Annotated in this window: 19 protein-coding genes; 13 read left to right on the top strand and 6 right to left on the bottom strand. The window is 63.8% G+C overall.

Annotated elements, in window-relative coordinates:
• Positions 1–49 precede the first annotated feature (49 nt).
• Positions 50–1,279, bottom strand: coding sequence for an MFS transporter (locus tag FJW04_RS12730; RefSeq protein WP_140714483.1), 1,230 nt, complete (start codon positions 1,277–1,279; stop codon positions 50–52).
• 172 nt (positions 1,280–1,451) lie between these two features.
• Here FJW04_RS12730 and FJW04_RS12725 point away from each other — a divergent pair, with 172 nt between their 5' ends.
• Positions 1,452–1,742: a DUF3175 domain-containing protein gene (locus tag FJW04_RS12725; RefSeq protein ID WP_140714481.1), complete on the top strand. Its 291-nt coding sequence runs from the start codon at positions 1,452–1,454 to the stop codon at positions 1,740–1,742.
• A gap of 96 nt (positions 1,743–1,838) precedes the next feature.
• On the opposite strand, the gene FJW04_RS12720 is transcribed toward FJW04_RS12725, so the two are convergent.
• From FJW04_RS12720 to FJW04_RS12710, 3 genes are all read right to left on the bottom strand, one after another.
• The gene (locus FJW04_RS12720) at positions 1,839–2,282 is read right to left on the bottom strand and encodes an SRPBCC family protein (protein WP_023769571.1); all 444 of its coding nucleotides are present in this window, start codon (positions 2,280–2,282) and stop codon (positions 1,839–1,841) included.
• Positions 2,283–2,436: 154 nt separating this feature from the next.
• Positions 2,437–3,213 (bottom strand): FadR/GntR family transcriptional regulator, encoded by a 777-nt coding sequence (locus tag FJW04_RS12715; RefSeq protein ID WP_140714479.1) that lies wholly within the window; start codon positions 3,211–3,213, stop codon positions 2,437–2,439.
• 101 nt (positions 3,214–3,314) lie between these two features.
• Positions 3,315–4,211, bottom strand: a complete 897-nt coding sequence (locus FJW04_RS12710) for an NAD(P)-dependent oxidoreductase (RefSeq protein ID WP_015317109.1) — start codon at positions 4,209–4,211, stop codon at positions 3,315–3,317.
• A gap of 120 nt (positions 4,212–4,331) precedes the next feature.
• Here FJW04_RS12710 and FJW04_RS12705 point away from each other — a divergent pair, with 120 nt between their 5' ends.
• On the top strand, positions 4,332–5,270 hold the full coding sequence (locus FJW04_RS12705; RefSeq protein ID WP_140615500.1) for an NAD(P)-dependent oxidoreductase: 939 nt from the start codon (positions 4,332–4,334) through the stop codon (positions 5,268–5,270).
• Between the two features lie 21 nt (positions 5,271–5,291).
• On the opposite strand, the gene FJW04_RS12700 is transcribed toward FJW04_RS12705, so the two are convergent.
• A complete protein-coding gene (locus FJW04_RS12700) occupies positions 5,292–6,074 on the bottom strand; it encodes a FadR/GntR family transcriptional regulator (RefSeq protein ID WP_140714477.1) in 783 nt (260 codons plus the stop codon).
• Positions 6,075–6,261: 187 nt separating this feature from the next.
• Positions 6,262–7,251, bottom strand: coding sequence for a sugar-binding protein (locus FJW04_RS12695; protein ID WP_140615496.1), 990 nt, complete (start codon positions 7,249–7,251; stop codon positions 6,262–6,264).
• 449 nt (positions 7,252–7,700) lie between these two features.
• Between FJW04_RS12695 and FJW04_RS12690 the strand changes: the two genes are divergently transcribed.
• The 11 genes from FJW04_RS12690 (at position 7,701) to FJW04_RS12640 (ending at position 17,835) form a co-directional block, all read left to right on the top strand.
• A complete protein-coding gene (locus FJW04_RS12690) occupies positions 7,701–8,444 on the top strand; it encodes an ATP-binding cassette domain-containing protein (protein WP_015317105.1) in 744 nt (247 codons plus the stop codon).
• A gap of 61 nt (positions 8,445–8,505) precedes the next feature.
• Positions 8,506–9,504 carry an ABC transporter permease gene (locus tag FJW04_RS12685; protein WP_140615492.1) on the top strand — a complete coding sequence of 333 codons (999 nt, stop codon included), beginning with the start codon at positions 8,506–8,508 and terminating at the stop codon, positions 9,502–9,504.
• 178 nt (positions 9,505–9,682) lie between these two features.
• On the top strand, positions 9,683–10,510 hold the full coding sequence (locus FJW04_RS12680; RefSeq protein ID WP_140615490.1) for an AraC family transcriptional regulator: 828 nt from the start codon (positions 9,683–9,685) through the stop codon (positions 10,508–10,510).
• 114 nt (positions 10,511–10,624) lie between these two features.
• The gene (locus FJW04_RS12675) at positions 10,625–11,068 is read left to right on the top strand and encodes an SRPBCC family protein (protein ID WP_140714475.1); all 444 of its coding nucleotides are present in this window, start codon (positions 10,625–10,627) and stop codon (positions 11,066–11,068) included.
• 10 nt (positions 11,069–11,078) lie between these two features.
• Positions 11,079–11,873: an FAD binding domain-containing protein gene (locus FJW04_RS12670; RefSeq protein ID WP_140714473.1), complete on the top strand. Its 795-nt coding sequence runs from the start codon at positions 11,079–11,081 to the stop codon at positions 11,871–11,873.
• A 53-nt stretch (positions 11,874–11,926) separates the two neighbouring features.
• On the top strand, positions 11,927–12,409 hold the full coding sequence (locus tag FJW04_RS12665; RefSeq protein WP_140714471.1) for a (2Fe-2S)-binding protein: 483 nt from the start codon (positions 11,927–11,929) through the stop codon (positions 12,407–12,409).
• Between the two features lie 10 nt (positions 12,410–12,419).
• Positions 12,420–13,787, top strand: a complete 1,368-nt coding sequence (locus FJW04_RS30545) for a xanthine dehydrogenase family protein molybdopterin-binding subunit (protein ID WP_140714469.1) — start codon at positions 12,420–12,422, stop codon at positions 13,785–13,787.
• 1 nt (position 13,788) lies between these two features.
• Positions 13,789–14,793: a molybdopterin cofactor-binding domain-containing protein gene (locus tag FJW04_RS30540; protein ID WP_140714467.1), complete on the top strand. Its 1,005-nt coding sequence runs from the start codon at positions 13,789–13,791 to the stop codon at positions 14,791–14,793.
• 8 nt (positions 14,794–14,801) lie between these two features.
• Complete coding sequence (locus tag FJW04_RS12650; RefSeq protein ID WP_140714465.1) at positions 14,802–15,683, top strand: MoxR family ATPase; 882 nt, start codon at positions 14,802–14,804, stop codon at positions 15,681–15,683.
• The gene (locus FJW04_RS12645; protein ID WP_246673811.1) at positions 15,680–16,951 is read left to right on the top strand and encodes a VWA domain-containing protein; all 1,272 of its coding nucleotides are present in this window, start codon (positions 15,680–15,682) and stop codon (positions 16,949–16,951) included. Before FJW04_RS12650 ends, FJW04_RS12645 begins: the two co-directional genes overlap by 4 nt.
• Positions 16,951–17,835 (top strand): amidohydrolase, encoded by an 885-nt coding sequence (locus FJW04_RS12640; RefSeq protein ID WP_181172939.1) that lies wholly within the window; start codon positions 16,951–16,953, stop codon positions 17,833–17,835. The genes FJW04_RS12645 and FJW04_RS12640 overlap by 1 nt, the downstream gene beginning before the upstream one ends.
• Positions 17,836–17,882: the final 47 nt, after the last annotated feature.

Genomic DNA, 17,882 nt, shown 5'->3' with positions numbered 1-17,882 from the left:
GACTGCCTGTTGTCAAGCCGAGCCACCAAGTGGCCGTGCTTGGCCTTCCTCAGGCGGCTACGGCAGCTCTGTGCCTTGCCTTCCACATGAACAGCCCGATCGCCAATATGTTAAGCAGGTTCCAGGCGATGCCGTTCAGGAAAGCGGCGGCATAGGAGCCGGTCAGGTCGTAGATCCAGCCCGACATCCAGCCGCCGATCGCCATGCCGAAAATCGTCGCCATCATCACGATGCCGATGCGCTGGCCGGCCTCCTTGGCGGGCAGGTATTCGCGCACGATGATCGCATAGCAAGGCACGATGCCGCCTTGCGACAAGCCGAAGACCAGCGACACGACATAGAGCGAGGCGAGCCCGTCGAACGGGATGTAGAACAGCAGCGACAGGCATTGCAGCACGGAGCCGATAAGCAAGGTTTTGACACCGCCGATGCGGTCGGCGACAAAGCCCGAGGCGAGCCGGCTGACGACGCCCGCGGCCATCATAATCGACAGCATGTCGGCGCCATGCGCCATCCCGTAGCCAAGATCCATGCAATAGGCGACGATGTGCACTTGCGGCATCGACATCGCCACGCAGCAGCCCAGTCCCGCGACGACCAGCAGCATCTGCATCGCGGCCGGAGACATTGGCATCGGCTGCACGGACCGGCTTCCGGCCGGGCCGGCGGCTGCCGCTTCCGGAGCGCCGCGGCGCAGCAAAAGCACCAGCGGCACCATGGTGACCAGGCAGAAGACGCCGATGGCGGCATAGGTGAAGCGCCAGCCTTCCGCCTTGATCAGCGTCGGCATGATGGTCGGCCAGATCGCTCCGGCGAGGTAGTTGCCGGCCGCGGCCGCGGTGACAGCGACGCCGCGGCGGCGGTTGAACCAGTGCGATATATCGGCGATCAGCGGCCCGAAGATCACCGATGTGCCGAGACCGATCAGCACGCCTTGCGCAAGGGTGAATTGCAGGATCGAGGTCGACAAAGCCGCGAGCAGAAGGCCGGCGGAGAGCGCGATCGAGGAAAACAGCGCCGGAATCCAGTAACCCATGCGATCGATGGCGCGGCCGACCAGCACATTGCCGGCGGCAAAGCCGACCATGGTCGCGGTGTAAGGCATGGATGCCGCGGCGCGGTCGACGCCGAACTCGGCCTGTACCGCAGGCAGCACCACGACGACGGCCCACATGCCGACCGCACCGATCGTCGCCAGCAGCATCGAGATGGCCAGGCGCATCCAGGCGTAGGAACTGTCGATACCGGGGCTGGGCCGGCTCAAGTCGGTTCGTGACAAAGGCGTTTCCTGTCGGCGGCCTCAACCGCTGCTGTTTTGGCCACTATCGACGCATTCTCGGCGCACAGCAGCGCCACGGCGGGCAAATCCGTGGCTCCAGTGAGGTACGAGCCCGGGAACCGGCGCCAGCATCTGGAGTTTCTGATCAATAACCCCGCAAAGGAGACCAGCCATGACCGCCACCAGGCAGAAATGGTCGGCCGAGGTGACCGAGCACAGCGATGCGATGGATCTCGAGGACCACGTGTTCGAATCCGACGACGCCAAGAAGATCGCCGCCTCGCTCAAGCGTTCGGCCGAACACAGCCACCGCCGCAAGGCCGAGCCCTTCCAGTCCGCCATGTCGATGCTGAATTTCTACATCAACAGGGCCGGAAAAAACCTGCCCGCGGCTCGCAAGAAGATCCTCGAGGACGCCAAGGACGAATTGCGTGCGGCATTCGGGCGGCCAAAAGAGGATTAGGCTTTCGCCGCCAATGGCTCCTCAAGCTTGTTCCTCACCCCCATCAAAAACGAGGTGAGGAACCCGTTTATTACCGCTATCCAGCCGGTCGGCGCCCTATTGTCTGATCTCGGGTTCGACAAGCTTGGCCAGGTTGCGCAGCGACTCCTGCCAGCCGAGATAGCAGGCTTCGGCGGGAATGGCGTCTGGAATGCCGGCTTGTGTGATGTTCACCTCGGTGCCCACGGACACTTTCTTCAGCGTCACGGTCACCTGGATCTCGCCGGGCAGGTTGGGATCGTCGAACCTGTCGGTGTAGCGCAGGAGTTCGCCCGCGACGAGCTCGACATACTCACCGCCAAACGAATGGCTGTCGCCAGTGGTGAAGTTGCGGAACGACATCTTGAAGGTACCGCCGACCTTGCCCTCGAAGTGATGAACCGTGCAGGTGAAGCCGTTCGGCGGAAGCCATTTGGCAAGCGCATCGGCCTCGAGGAACGCGCGGTAGACCTTCTCCGGGCTGGTGGTCAGGACGCGGTGCAGACGTACGGTGCTGGGCATGTCGATACTCCTTCGTGGTCTCTGTTCGATGCCCCAAGGACGGGTGCCGCACAGCCGATCCGACACAGGCTTTTGAATTTTGTGCGGTCCGGCCCCGAATTGCTTCGAATTCCAAGGCGCGAACACCCGCGCCCAACGGCCGTGTCGCGGAAATCTATCGTGAACGGATGACGTTGTCGGTATTGGCCAGCAGCTTGCGCACGGCATTGCGCGCCGCATCCGGCCGCTGGAGGCGGATGTTCTTTTCGATTGCCTCGTGCATCTTCTGGGCGAGTTGCAAATCGTCGAGCTCACGGGTCGTGTAGGCAAACAGGTGGTCGAAGGCGGATTCGATCAGCACGCCGAGCGGCACCAGCAGATCATTGCCCGAGGCACGCAATATGGCGAGGTGGAAGCGGGTGTCGGCACGGGTCCGTTCCTGCAAGCTTTTCGCCTCTCCCATCTCCCGGCAGGCCTGGCTGATCTCGGCCATCTGCTCGTCGGTGCGCCGCATGGCGGCGAATGCGGTCGCTTCCGGCTCGATGATGTGGCGGAATTCCTGCACCGTCTTCAGGAAAACCTCGCGGTCGGGCGACGTCGCGTACCAGGCGAGCACATCGCGGTCGAGCAGGTTCCAGCGTTCCTTGGGTTCGACCCAGCTGCCGATCTTGGGGCGCGATGCGAGCAGGCTCTTGGCCATCAGCATCTTGATCGCCTCGCGCACCGCCGAGCGGCTGACGCTGAACGTCTCCGACCATTTGGCCTCATTGGGCAGGATGGTGCCGGGCGGATAATCGCCGCGCACGATCCTGAGCCCAATCTCGCTGGCCAGTGATGTGTGCACGCTGGAGCCCGGAATACGTGCCGCGTCGGCTCGCCGAACACCGGCCGGGCGATCGGCGGCTACAGCCTTTTTCGGCGATTTTTCCTTGTTCGGCTTCGCGTCCCGCATGCAGTCCAGAAAGGCCGGTTTAGGGAGGCTGTCAAGCGCGGCGCGGGCGCGGGGCCGCAAAGCCGGCCTCTATGCACAACCCAGCCGCGATTCCACCACGCTCAGGCGGTCTTGACGTATTTGCGCCAGCTGTGCTCCGGGCGGAAGCCGAGCATGTCGCGCGCCTTGCGGTTCGACAGCAGCGTCTCGTATTCACCGAGTTCGCCCTTGACCGGCACGTCGGGATAGAACCGCTTCAGGAGTTCGGCGGTCGGCAGGTCGGACGAGGTGTCGTCATTGGCGGCATTGAACACCTGGTAGCCCAGCCCATCCTTCTCGACGGCACGCAGCGTGATCTGGCCAAGGTCCCGGGCATCGATGTAGCTCCAGGCGATACGCTTGCGAAAACCAGGATCGGCGAACCATTTCGGAAACAGCGAATACTCATGCGGCTCGATGACGTTGCCTATGCGCAAGGCATAGATATCCGTGCCATTGCGCTGCGCGAAAGCGCGCGCGGTCTTCTCGTTGACGATCTTTGACAGCGCATAGCTGTCCATCGGGTCGACGTCATAGTCCTCGTCGAGCGGGAAATACGCGGGATCGCGCGGCTCGTTGGCGAACACCAGGCCGTAGGTCGTCTCGCTGGAAGCGATGATCACCTTGCGGATGCCGAGCTTCACCGCCGCCTCGATGATGTTGTAGGTGCCCATTGCATTGATGCGGAACACCTCGTTGTCGGGCGTGATCATGATGCGTGGAATGGCAGCAAAATGCACCACGGCGTCCACTGGCTGCGGGCGTAGCGAGGGGTCGAATTCGTGCAGCCCCATATAGCTAGACAGCGCGTTGAACACCTGGCCGCTGTCGGTGATGTCGGTGATCAGCGTGCGCACCTTGGGATTGTCGAGCGGCCTGGTGTCGATGTTGAGCACCTGGCAACCCTGCTCCACCAGATATTGCACGACGTGGCGCCCAGCCTTGCCGCTGCCGCCGGTGAACATGATCCGCTTCGTCATTTCTGGTCTCCACGAAAGTCCTGGGATTTACGTGTATTGTCAGACAATATTGCTTTCTGCAACCGTCTATGGCTAAAACAGCGGCGACATTATCGATAATCACGCAACAGGACAGACAGCATGAACACGACCGCTACGGGTGAGAAGATCGGCTTTGTCGGCCTTGGATTGATGGGGCACGGCATCGCCAAGAACATCGTCGACAAGGGATATTCCCTGACCTTCCTCGGCCGCAAGAACCGCAAACCGGCGGAGGATCTTCTCGGCCGAGGCGCTCGTGAGGCATCGACTTCCCGCGATGTGGCGGCGGCATCCGATATCGTCTTCATCTGCGTCACCGGCTCGCGCGAGGTGGAGGCTATCATTCGCGGTCCCGATGGCCTCAAGGAGGGTTTGAAGAAGGGGGCGGTCGTCGTCGACTGCTCGACATCGGATCCGGTCTCGACCGTGGCACTTGCCGCGGAACTCAAGGCGCTCGGCGTCGACTATGTCGACGCGCCGCTCAGCCGCACGCCGAAGGAAGCCTGGGAAGGCACGCTCGACGCCATGGTCGGCGCGCCCGATGCCGTCTTTGCCAGGGTCAAGCCGGTGATCGACACCTGGGCCGGCCGCATCGTGCATATCGGCGATACCGGAGACGGCCACCGCATGAAGCTGCTCAACAATTTCATCTCGCTGGGCTACGCCGCCCTTTATTCCGAGGCCTTGGCACTGGCGGAGAAGGTCGGCATCTCGCCGCCGCGTTTCGACAGCGTCATCCGCAATGGCCGCATGGATTGCGGCTTCTATCAGACCTTCATGCGCTGGACGCTGGAAGGCGACCGCGACGCCCACAAATTCACCATCGCCAATGCCTTCAAGGACCTGACCTATCTGGAATCGATGGCGGGGGCGGCGGGCATCGCCAATCCGCTCGGCAACGCCACCAAGAACGCCTTCGCCGGCGCTCACGCAACCGGCCCGGCCGAGCAGTTCGTGCCGATGCTGGCCACGCACATCGCCAAGGTCAATGGCATCGACCTGATGCCGACGAAGGATGGAAGGAAGCAGACGATCTGAGACCCGGACGGTCGGCTGGCCTTAGCGCCGGCCCCTTCCGATCCCCTCATCGGTGTCGGCAAGCAGCTTGTGCACGGCGTTGCGCGCCGCGGCTGGCCGCTGCAGGCGGATGCTTTTCTCGATCGCCTCGTGCAGTTTCTGTGCCCGCCGTTGATCGCCGACCTGGCGTGTGGTGAAGATGAAGAGATGGTCGAGCGCCGATTCGATCAACACGCCGAGCGGCACCAGAAGGTCGTTGCCCGAGGCCCGCAGGATGGCGAGGTGGAAGCGCGTGTCGGCACGGATGCGCTCGGGCAGGTTGGCCGCCTCGCCCATCTCCCGGCAGGCCAGGCTGATCTCGGCCATCTGCTCGTCGCTGCGCCGTATTGCGGCAAAGGCGGATGCTTCCGGTTCGATGATGTGGCGGAACTCCTGCACGGTGCGAAGGAACGCTTCGCGATCCGGCGCGGTCGCGTACCAGGCCAGCACGTCGCGGTCGAGCAGGTTCCAGCGCTCCTTCGGCTCGACCCAACTGCCGATCTTTGGCCGCGACGCCAGAAGGCTCTTGGCCATCAGCATCTTGATCGCCTCGCGCACCGCCGAACGGCTGACATTGAAGGTTTCGGCCCATTTGGCCTCATTGGGCAGGATGCTGCCAGGCGGATAGTCGCCGCGCACGATCCTGAGGCCAATCTCGCTGGCGAGCGAGGCATGGACGCTGGACCCGGGAAAGTGCGCCGCATCCACCCTGCGCATGGCTGCCGGGTCGTGGCTGGCTTCCGCCTTGGCCCGGCCGGCTTTTTTCTTTGCCTTCTCGTCCGGCATCCACGTTCCAATAGGTCGGCCGCCAGTCACCCGGATTGATCCAAACCCGCGCGGCGCACCGATCCCGTTGCCGAAAATCCAAACCACTGACGCGTCAAAGCCGGGCTCCGATAGCCCCAACCAAGGCGTCCTGTTGAAGAATTGGAGGAAACGGGGCGCTCGTTGGCGAGCGCCCCGAAATCGCGGTCTATTTCTGGATGCAGGTGTCGACCGTGTCCTTGGTGCATTCGTCGAGACCGGTGAAGACCGGATCGTCAACCTTCTTGCCTTCGACCAGGTCGATCATCACCGATGGTGCCTTGTAGCCCATTTCGAAGGGCCGCTGGCCGACCAGAGCGGTGACAAGGCCGTCCCTGGCGATGGCCACCTCGTCGCCGATCGTGTCGGCGGCGCCGATGACGAAGTCGTTCTTGGCCAGCCGGTCCTTGAGCGGTCCGACCAGGTCGCGGTAGGGCTGCGGCGCGCCGAACAGCGGCCAGCCGCCCATGATGCCGAACGCGTCGAGCTTGGGATTGGCGGCGAGGATGTCGGTCATCGCCTGAACGCCCTTGGCGCCGTCGTCATTGGTGAATACCGGGCAGCCGGCGACTTCCGTCCAGCCGCCTTCGCCGGCAAGTGCCGTGAGGCCTTCCTTGCCCGTCAGCGCGTCGCGCATGCCTTGCGCGCGACGCAAGATGTTGTCGGCCGCCGGATTGCCCTCGATGGTGCAGATCGTGCCACCATTCGGCTTGGCCTTCTTGATGTACTCGCCGATCTTCTTGCCCATCAGGTAGTTGTCGGTGCCGAGATAGGTCTTGCGCAGTGCCGCGTCTTCCTTGGCGAGGTCGGCGTCGACGGTCATGATCGGGATCGACGGATTGGCGCTCTTGATCGTCTGTGCGATCAGTGGCGCGTTGGACGGCGAGATCGCCATCGCCACCGTGTCGGCCTTGCTCAGCATATCCTGCACGATCTGCGCCTCGCCGGCTTCGTCGGAAGTCGATGCCGGGCCGGTGTAGAAGCATTCATATTCCGAGCTGGCGTTTTCCTTGTTCCATTTCTCGCAGCCCTGGTGGATGGCTTCGAAGAATGGATTGTCGAGACCTTTCACCACGATGACGAGCTGCTTCTTGGCCAAAGCCGGCCCGGCGCCCAACGCCATGGCGGCGACGGCGGCGAGCAATACTGTTTTCCTCATGTCAGTCCTCCCTTTGCAACCAGACGGACACGGCGTGCCCGCCACACAAACCAGCCAGGATGCGAGATGACTGAGACGCGTGCGCCCATTCAATCCGGCCAGGCCGATAAGCATTTTCAGATGCGACCCTCCCAGCGACGACGCTGCACGATCGCCAAAACCTTCTTGCCGTTGGCGCCGCCGATGGCGTCGTCAAAGCCGGCATGTCTTCCTCCGACGCTCAACTAATAACGGCTTGCCGCCAACGTCAATGCTATTTGTCCTACAAAACGGATTTTTCAAAATCCGCATGGCGCTATTCGTCTGACAATTGCCTGTTCGACAATTGACGCCCGCGATGCCATTCGCGTAAATGACCGCATCGCTGCCCCCGGGAGGAGCTGGGGAAAGCCAATGGAAGCTGTCGCTTGTCCGCGTGCGGATGGGCCAGGCATGGGAGGCAAAGACTGGTGGCGGTTCTCGAACTCACCAACATCTCGAAGCATTTCGGCGCCATCCAGGCGGTCAACGACGTGTCGCTGTCGATCGAGCCTGGAGAGGTCGTCGGCCTGATGGGCGACAACGGCGCCGGCAAGTCGACGCTGGTCAAGATGATCGCCGGCAATTTCCGCCCGAGCCATGGCACGATGCGCATGGAAGACAAGGAACTCATCCTGCACAAGCCGGTCGAGGCGCGCCAGCACGGCATCGAGATCGTCCACCAGGACCTGGCGCTCTGCAACAATCTGACGGCGGCGGCCAATGTCTATCTCGGCCGCGAACTGCGTCGTGGCGTCGGCCCGTTCCGCATCCTTGACTATGCGGCGATGTACAAGCGCGCCGGCCATATCTTCGCCGAGCTGAAATCCGAGACGCGCCCGCGCGATCTCGTCAAGCAGATGTCGGGCGGACAGCGCCAGGCCGTGGCGATCGCCCGCACCATGCTGTCGCAGGCCAAGATCGTGCTGATGGACGAGCCGACGGCGGCGATCTCGGTGCGGCAGGTCGCCGAAGTGCTCAACCTCATCCGCAATTTGCGTAACCAGGGCATCGCCGTGGTGCTGATCAGCCACCGCATGCCCGACGTCTTCGACGTCGCGGACCGCGTCATCGTGATGCGGCGCGGCAGGAAGGTCGCCGACAAGGCGATCGCGTCGAGCTCGCCCGAGGAAGTCACCGGGCTGATCACCGGCGCCATCGAGCAGGCGGCGTGAGAGCGATAAAACCGGGTTTCATTGCGCTGGCGCGTTTCGCTACCGGCAGGAAAGGTCGATAATGGCAGTCACCCTTGACCAGACGATCGCGCAGAAGCAGCACACTTTGCTATCGCGCCTGTTCTCAAGCCAGACTTTCTGGGTGGTGGTCGCCGTCATCCTGGCCTGCATCTTCCTGTCCTTCGCCACCGATGCCTTCGCCACCTCGAAGAACCTATACAACATCACCCGCAACATCACCTTCGTCGCCATCGTGGCGCTCGGCATGACCTTCGTCATCATCACCGGTGGCATCGACCTGTCGGTCGGCTCGGTGCTGTGCCTGTGCTCGATGGTGCTGGCCGTCACCATGCATGCAGGCTATTCGATCGAGATCGGCATTCTGGCCTCGATCGCCACCGCGCTCGTCATCGGCGCCTTCAACGGCATTTTTATCGCCTATCTGGGCTTTCCGCCCTTCGTGGTGACGCTCGGCATGCTGTCGATCGCCCGCAGCCTTGCCATGGTCGCCTCCAACAACACCGTCGTCTTCCAGTTCGGCCCGGACCACGACAAGCTGCTGGCACTCGGCGGCGGCGCCTGGGTGTTCGGCATCGCCAACCCGGTGCTCTACACGATCCTGCTGGCCCTGATCACCGGCTTCGTCCTGCGCTGGACGAAGTTCGGCCGGCATATCTTTGCCATTGGCGGCAACGAGCACGCCGCGACGCTGACCGGCGTGCCGGTGCGCCAGATCAAGGTCGCCGTCTACATGATCTCGGCGCTGTCGGCCGGCATTGCCGGCATCATCGAAACCGGCTGGCTCGGCGCTGTCACCACCAATCTCGGCAACGGCATGGAACTGCAAGTGATCGCCGCCACCGTCATCGGTGGCGCCAATTTGGCCGGCGGCGTCGGCACCGCCTTTGGCGCCATCGTCGGTGCTGCCCTCATCGAGGTGATCCGCAACAGCCTTGGCTTGCTCGGCATCAACGCCTTCTGGCAAGGCACCTTCATCGGCGGCGCCATCCTGCTCGCGGTTCTGTTCGACCGGATCCGCAATTTCAGGCGCAGCGATTGAGGGCTTGTCGCCGTCGAAGCGCCATTCATTCTGGTTCCTATCGCTCAGTCTGAAAATCGGCTGAAGCCGACCTCCATTGGTAGCGGCCAACAGCCGATGCCTTGACGGATGCCGAAAACCGGCCGCACAATCCTCCCTGCAAGCGAAGGGAGGCCAGTCGCTTGCGGGAGGATATGCCATGACGGAAGCGATCAGGCTCTACTGGGGCCGGTTCGGACATGTTTCTGTCCTGAATGTCGCGAGCGACTTCGTCACCCATGCCCATGTCGAGGCACATCTGATCATCTGGCTCGAAGGCACCGCCGGCGAGATGACCATCGGCCGCGAGACGGTCCGCCTCGGCCCTCGCACCGCCGCCGGCATCAATTCCTTCCAGCCCCACAGCCATGTCCTGGCGCAAAACGGGACGCCCGGTCTGTTTCTCGCCTTCTACATCGATCCCGACTGGGCCCGCCGCCGGCGCGACCTGCCATCCAGCGCGCCGCTGTTTTCGCGGGCGGCGATCGCGCTCGAGCCTTGGCTGCACCAGGCGGCCGCCAGCCTGCTCGACCATCTCACCGACAATGAGAGCGTCGACGATGTCGCCAATTACGAGATCGAGCGCTTCATCGACTCGGTGCTCGATGCCGCCGACGCGTCGGCGCCGCAGGAAGCGCGCGGCCGCATAAACACCGTGCAGGATTTCCGCGTTCGCAAGGCGATCCAGCTGATGAAGGCCAATGTCTGCGAACGCATCTCCTTCGACGACGTTGCCCGCGCCGTTGGCCTTTCGCGGCCGCATTTCTTCGCCTTGTTCAAGGAACAGACCAACCTGACGCCCAATGTCTATTGGAACACGCTGCGCATGGAGGAAGCGGTGCGGCAGTTGCAATGGTCGCGCGAGCCGCTGATCTCGGTCGCCTGCAATCTCGGCTTCACCACGCAAGGCAATTTCTCGCGCTTCTTCCGTGACCATGTCGGCGTGCCGCCGACGCTCTACCGCGAGGCCGCGCGGGCAATGGCCTGAGCCGGCAGCCATCTGTTTTTCAGACTGGTTGATAGATGCTCAAGACGCATTGATAAGCGCTGTGCGCGCTAGCGCCCTACCCTTGCCGCAACGAAATTCGCAAGGGAACATCTTATGCCCAAAGTCACCATTTCCAGCGTGATCGACGCACCGGTCGAAAAGGTTTGGGCGCGCATACGCGACTTCAACGGGTTGCCGGATTGGCATCCACGCATGGTCGAGAGCCATATCGAAGACGGCAAGGATGCCAGCACGATCGGCTGCGTGCGCAACTTCCAGCTGGCCAGCGGTGCCCGCCTGCGCGAAAAACTGCTCGACTTCTCCGATGACAATTTCCTCGTCAGCTATTCCATCCTGGAAACGCCGCAGCCCCTCACCAACCACAAGGCGACGCTGCAGCTCAGGCGCGTCACCGACGGCGACCGCACCTATGCCGAATGGACCGCCAGCTTCGACGCAGCACCCGAAGAAGCCGACAAGCTGGCCGAGGGCATGGGCGCCAATGTCTTCCAGGGCGGCTTCAACGCCCTGAAGAGCCATTTCGCCGGCCAGAGTTGAGGAGCGGGCCATGGCGCTGGCATTGCAGAGTTTTGCAACGGTGAAAGACGCCAGCGCGGCGCTGAAAGCCGCCGGCACGCGCTATCTCGGCGGCGGCACGCTTGTCGTACGCGCCGCCAATGAAGGCGATGTCTCGGTCTCCAGCCTTGTCAGGTCGACCGACCCGGCCCTGTCGGCAATCGCGGTCTCCGGCGGCACGGTCCGCATCGGCGCTTCGGTGACCATGGCGGCGATCGCCCGCCATCGCGAGCTCGGCCAGCTTGCCAAGGCCGCGCGCGCTGTCGGCGGCCCGGCGATCCGCAACATGGCCACCGTCGGCGGCAACCTGTTTGCGCCAAGCCCCTATGGCGATTTCGCCGTCGCCTTGCTGGCGCTCGACGCCCTGGTCAGCACCGGCGACAGCGAAATGCCTATCGAGACCTTCCTGACGGGGCGAGACGATAATCGTTCCATCGTCACGTCAGTCAGTTTCGCGCTTCCGAAGGCCGACAGCTTCCGCTTCCTCAAAGTGTCGCGGATCAAACCCAAGGGCGTCTCGGTGCTGAGCATTGCCGCCCTGCTGGAGCAGGCTGCCGACGGCACCGTCTCTTCTGCGCGCATCGCACTTGGTTGCATGGCCGACCGGCCGGTGCGCGCCGAGGCGGCGGAGAAGGCGCTAATCGGCAAAAGGCTTGACCATGACGGCATCGCGCCAGCACTGGCCGCCGCCAGCGAAGGCACCGCGCCGATCACCGACTCGATCGCAAGCGCATGGTATCGCGCCGAAGTTCTGCCGGTCCATCTCGGTCGGCTGCTGCTCGGCTAATCACAATCGGGGGGGCGCGCTTTCCCTACGGGGCAGGCGCGCAAGGAGGAAGAATGGCAAAGATTCCCGTCCAGTTCACGCTCAATGGATCTGAGAAGGCCGAATTCGTCGAAAGCGGCACCACGCTGCTCAACGCCTTGCGCGACAAGATCGGCGACACCTCGCCTAAGGGCGGCTGCCATCAGGGCACTTGTGGGGCCTGCTCGGTGATTATCGACGGCGAACTCCGGCTGTCCTGCCTGACGCTGGCCGAGACCTGCAATGGCGCCATCATCACCACCACATCGGGTCTCGCCGACGGCGGTGTGCTGCATCCGCTGCAGCATGCCTTCCTCGACGCCTTCGCCACGCAATGCGGCTTCTGCACGCCGGGCATGATCATGGCGGCCAAGGTGCTGCTCGACCACTCGCCCAATCCCAGCCGCGACGATGTCGTCGAAGCGCTGTCGGGCAACATCTGCCGCTGCACCGGCTACGAGCCGATCATCCAGGCGGTGCTCACCGCCGCGCGCGCCAACTCGCAGAACGCGGCCTGAGGGAAACAAGATGGAACTGCGCAAAAGCTATTTCTCGGACGTTCGCAAGGATGACCTCAACGAGATCGGTCAACCGCGGCCACGCTCGGATTCGCCAGGCCACGTCACCGGCAAGACCGCCTATTTCGCCGACCGCAACTTTCCCGGCATGCTGCATTTGAAGATGGTGCGCAGCCCTCATCACCATGCCCGCATCCGCTCGATCGACACGTCGGAGGCCGAAAAACATCCGGGCGTGGTCAAGGTGCTGACGGCCAGGGACGTGCCGCACAATGTCTACACGATCCTGATCCTGATCCAGGTCGGACCGGAAGACGAGACGGTCCTGGCCGACGGCAAGGTGCGCTGGAAGGGCGAGGCCGTGGTGGCGGTGTTGGCCGAAACCGAGCGTGCCGCCCAGGAGGCCGCCGCCAAGGTCAAGGTCGATTATGAAGTGCTGCCCGCCGTGTTCGACATGGAGGAAGCGCTGAAGCCCGGCGCGCCCATCGTCAACGAATATCACGGCCAGAACCATTACCTCTATGACAGCGGCGCGTGCCGCAAGGTGCGCTTCGGCGATGTCGAGGCGGGCTTTGCCGAGGCCGATCACGTGCTGGAGCAAAGCTATCAGTCCTCGCCCATCGAGCACGCGCCGACCGAGACCACCGGTTGCGTGGTGGCGCCCGAGGGCAATGACCGCTTCACCTGCTACACCAACACACAGGCGATGTTCTTCACCCTCGACAACACCTCGATCATCCTGCAGATGCCGGGCAGCAAGCTGCATTTTGTCGGCGGCACGGTCGGCGGCGGTTTCGGCGGCAAGGTCGATGTCATCGTCGAGCCGATTGCCATCCTCGGCGCAAAACTAACCGGGCGACCAGTCTGTTTTATCTACAGCCGCGAGGAGGAGATGCAGATCTCCTCGCCCCGCGCGGCCGAAAAAGTCGTCATCAAGGACGGCGTCATGAACGATGGCCGCATCGTCGCACGGAAGGTCACCGGCTACACCGATGCCGGTGCCTACTCCCGCCACTCGCCCTATGGCGCGCAGAAGGGCGCCGGGCACTATCCCGGTCCCTACACCATCCCCAACGTCTGGATCGACACCTACTGCGTCTATACCAATCGCACGCCGTCGTCGGCCATGCGCGGCTTCGGCGTCACCATCGGCGATTTCGCGCTGGAGGTGCAGATGGACAAGCTGGCGCGGCTGATCGGCATGGATCCACTCGAGTTCCGCTTCGTCAACGCCTATCGCGACGGCGACATGAAGGCGCATCGCCAGCCGACCGAGGGCGCGGCACTCATCGAATGCATGCAGGAAGCCTCGCGCGCCGCCCACTGGCCGGTGGCGGAGAAATACATGGCGATGTCCTCCTACAAGAACGGAGCTTGAGATGGCGATCAGGCGTGGGCGCGGCGTCGCCGCGATCAACTATCCCACCGGCATGAACCTTGGCGGCGACCCGACCCAGGCGCTGGTGCATTCGACCCCGACCGGCAATTTCATGGTCACGCTGTCCTCGGTCGATCTCGGCCAGGGCATGAAGCAGATCATGGCGCAGATCTGCGCCGAGACGATCGGCGTGCCGACCGACCGCGTCGTCGTCGACACCGCCGACACCGACACCGGCCCGCACTGCATGGGCACGTTTGCCTCGCGCGGCACCCACCGCGCCGGCAACGCGGTCATCCAGGCCGCCAGGGAAGCCCGCCAGGTGATGCTTGAAGTGGCGGCCGAGGAACTGGAAGTGAATGCCTCGGACCTCGAAACCGACGGCCAGGGCAACATACTGGTCAAGGGCGCGCCGCAGAGATCGATCTCGATCTTCGATGTCGCCCTGTCGGCGCATTTCAAGCGCGGCCGCTCGATCTCAGGCCGTGGCATGTTTTTGATCCCGCGCTCCTATCCGGAGAAGGAGACCGGCGCGATGAAGCCGTCGACCTGTTACGCGCATGCCTGCACGGTGGCCGAGGTCGAAGTCGACGACGAAACCGGCGAGGTCACGGTGCTGACGGTCAAGAACGTCTTCGAGATCGGCCGCGCGTTGAACCCTAAAATGGTCGAGCAGCAGCTGGTCGGCGGCTCCTGGATGGGCATCAGCCATGCGCTCTACGAGACGACGGAACCCTATTATCCCAACCGCGACCATGGCGGCACCGACTTCAACCAGTATCTGATGCCTGGCCCCGGCGACCTCGCCGAAACCGAAATCATCGTGCTGGAGCGGCCTTCGGCAGATGGCCCCTATGGCGCCAAGGGACCGGGCGAAATGTGCGCCAACCCGCAAATCCCGGCGGTCGCCAACGCCGTCTTCGATGCCGTCGGCGTGCGTATCGACATGCTGCCGATCACGCCCGAACGCATTTTGCGCGCGCTCAAGGCGCAAGCGGCTAACTGAGGACCGACATGCCCGAGGGAAACGCCGAAACGGTCGCGACCTCGCCGGAGGCGGTGGCCGAGCGCCTCGCCGCCTCGCGCTATCTGGCCGACGACAGCCTCGCCACCGCGATCTTCCTGGCGATCCGGCTGGGCAAGCCACTGCTGCTCGAAGGCGCGCCGGGCGTCGGCAAGACGGAAGCCGCCAAGGCGATGGCCGAGCTGCTCGGCCGCGATCTGGTGCGCCTGCAATGCTATGAAGGCATCGACGCGGCGCATGCGCTCTATGAGTGGAACTATCAGCGCCAACTGCTCGCCATCCGCCATGCCGGCGAGCACGAGATCGACATCTATGATGACCGTTTCCTGATTGCCCGGCCGCTGCTGCAGGTGTTGAAGGCGCCGGAGCGGCGCGTGCTGCTGGTCGACGAGATCGACCGTTCCGACCATGAATTCGAAGCGCTGCTGCTGGAATTCCTGTCTGATTTCCAGATCAGCATCCCCGAGCGCGGCACCATCCGTGCCGCCGCTCAGCCGATCGTCATCCTGACTTCGAACCGCACCCGTGAACTCGCCGAGGCGCTGCGCCGCCGATGCGTCTATCACTGGATCGGCTATCCCGACGCCGAACGCGAGGCCGCCATCATCATGCTGCGTGCTGGCGATGTCGCGGAGGCTACCGCGCGCGCGGTGGCGGCCGCCGTGCAGACCATCCGCGCCCGTCCGCTCGCCAAGCCGCCCGGCATCGCCGAAGCCGTCGAATGGGCAAATGCCGCGACGATCCTGGAGAAGGGCGGCAGCCCGTGGCCGGAAGCCTTCCGCCGCGCCATCGGCGTGTTGATCAAGGACGAGGAAGACCTCTCCTACATCGCCCCCGAGCTTGGCCGCATCGTCCAGGAGGCACTGGCGTGAGCCGGGATGTCAACGATCCCTTCTCCCCGTTCACGGGGAGAAGGTGCCCCGAAGGGGCGGATGAGGGGCGGCGCCACGATGGCCAGAAGTCGGCGCTGCCCCTCACCTGCCTGCCGGCATCCTCTCCCCGTAAACGGGGCGAGGAGAGCGTACCTCCCGCCGCCACGCCCTTCCTTGGCTTCGGCCAACTGCTGCGCCGCTACGGCTTTATAATCGCCCCGGAGCAAATCTCCGGCTTCATGCAGGCCGTGACGCTGCTCGGGCCACGCTCGATGGCCGACATCCGCGAGGCAGCGCTGGCCACCCTGGCGCCGCCACCTGACCGTCGCGACGAATTCGAGGCGCATTTCCAAAGCCATTTTTACGGCAACACATCAGCCGTGGTGGAAGGCGACAGCGACGAGGAAACCCGCGTCAAGGATGATGGCGGCGCCGACGACGAGCGGATCGAAGCCGAGCAGCGACAGGAAGGCGGCGAGCTATCCTCGGCGATCGAACAGTTGAGCAGCCGCGACTTCCAGCGCGACAACGACAGGCTGACCGCCTTCCGCCGTCAACTGTCGAGTGCCCTGCCTGCCCGCCGCTCCTTCCGCACGGTGCGCACTCATTCGCGCGGCAAGCTCGACCTGCGCCGCTCGCTCAGGGAAATCGTCAGCGCCGATGGCGATGTCCCCTCACCCTTGTTGCGCCGCCGCCAGACCGTGCCGCGCAAACTGCTGATCCTGATCGATGTGTCCGGCTCGATGAAACTGCACACTGCTGATTATCTCAAGCTCGCGCATGCCGCCGTGCAAGGCGCTGACCGCGCCGAGATCTTCACCTTCGGCACGCGTCTGACCCGCATCACGTCAGCGCTGCGCATCCGCGACCGCGAGCAGGCGCTGGCGCGCGCGGCCGTCCAGGTCGACGACTGGGACGGCGGCACCCGCATGGGGCCAACGCTGCTTGCTTTCCTCTCCGTGCCGCGTTTTTCCGCCTTCGCACGTGGTGCGGCGGTGATCATCCTGTCCGACGCGCTGGAGCGCGGCGACCATGCCGAACTGGAGACGGCGATGCGCCGGCTGAGCGCCCGCGCGTTCCGGCTGTCGTTGGCGACACCTTTGGCCGGCGACCCGCGCTTCCAGCCGGCAACGGCGGCACTTCGCGCCATCCTGCCTGATCTCGACGATCTGGTCGACGGCTCGTCGCTCGCCGGCCTCACCGATTTCATCCTGTCGCTCGCCCGCCCTGCTCCACGGGCGGCGACAATCTGGAAAAGGGTATCGTGATGCAGAAAGCCATCGACGCGCATTTCCACATCTGGCGCCAGCAGGACCAGCCCTGGCTGGTCGGGCCGATGGTGCCGCGCATCTTCGGCCCCTACGAGCCGATCCGCCGCGACTACCCGATCGAGGAGTTTCTCGCCGACCAGCAAGGTTCCGGCGTCGAGAAAGCGGTCTACGTCCAGACCAACTGGGCGAAGGAGGACTTCGAGAAGGAAGTCGCCTTCCTGCAGAAAACGGCTGATGAAACCGGCTGGCCGCACGCCATCGTCGGCTACACCGACATGACGGTGGACGATATCAGACCCCAGGTCGACCGCTTGAAAAAATATCCGCTGCTGCGCGGCGTGCGCATGCAGTTGCATTGGCACGAGACGCCAGCCTTCCGCTTCGCCACTGGCCCCGATCAGGTGATCGACCCCAGGATACGGGCCAATGTGGCGCGGCTGAAGGATTACAACTTGTCCTTCGACCTGCAGCTCTTTCCCGCCCAGATGAAGGACGGGCTGACGCTGGTCGGCGAGAACCCCGAAACCAATTTCATCCTCACCCATGCCGGCATGCTGACCGGAATGGATCAGGAAACAACCGAAGCCTGGAAGGCTGGGCTGCGCACGCTGTCGGCGCCGAACGTCTACGCAAAGCTCTCCGGTCTCGGCACTTTCGTCCACCGCAACGACCCCGGGCTGATCGCCTATATCGTCGACAACGCGATCGAGATATTGGGCGCGGATCACCTGATGTTCGGTTCCAACTTCCCCATCGAGAAGTTGTGGACGAGCCACGCCGAACTGATCAAGGCCCACCGCGCGGCTGTAGCGAAGCACGGTCCGGCGGCCGAGGCTGATATCTTCTGGAATACGGCGGAGCGGATCTACCGGCCGGCTTGACCGCCAGGGAGTTCGCCGCGCCATTGCAGCGGCGATGCCCTGGCAAG

The sequence above is a fragment of the Mesorhizobium sp. B2-7-3 genome, assembly GCF_006440715.1.
Lineage (GTDB): Bacteria > Pseudomonadota > Alphaproteobacteria > Rhizobiales > Rhizobiaceae > Mesorhizobium > Mesorhizobium australicum.
This window is presented reverse-complemented; position numbering and strand designations above follow the sequence as displayed.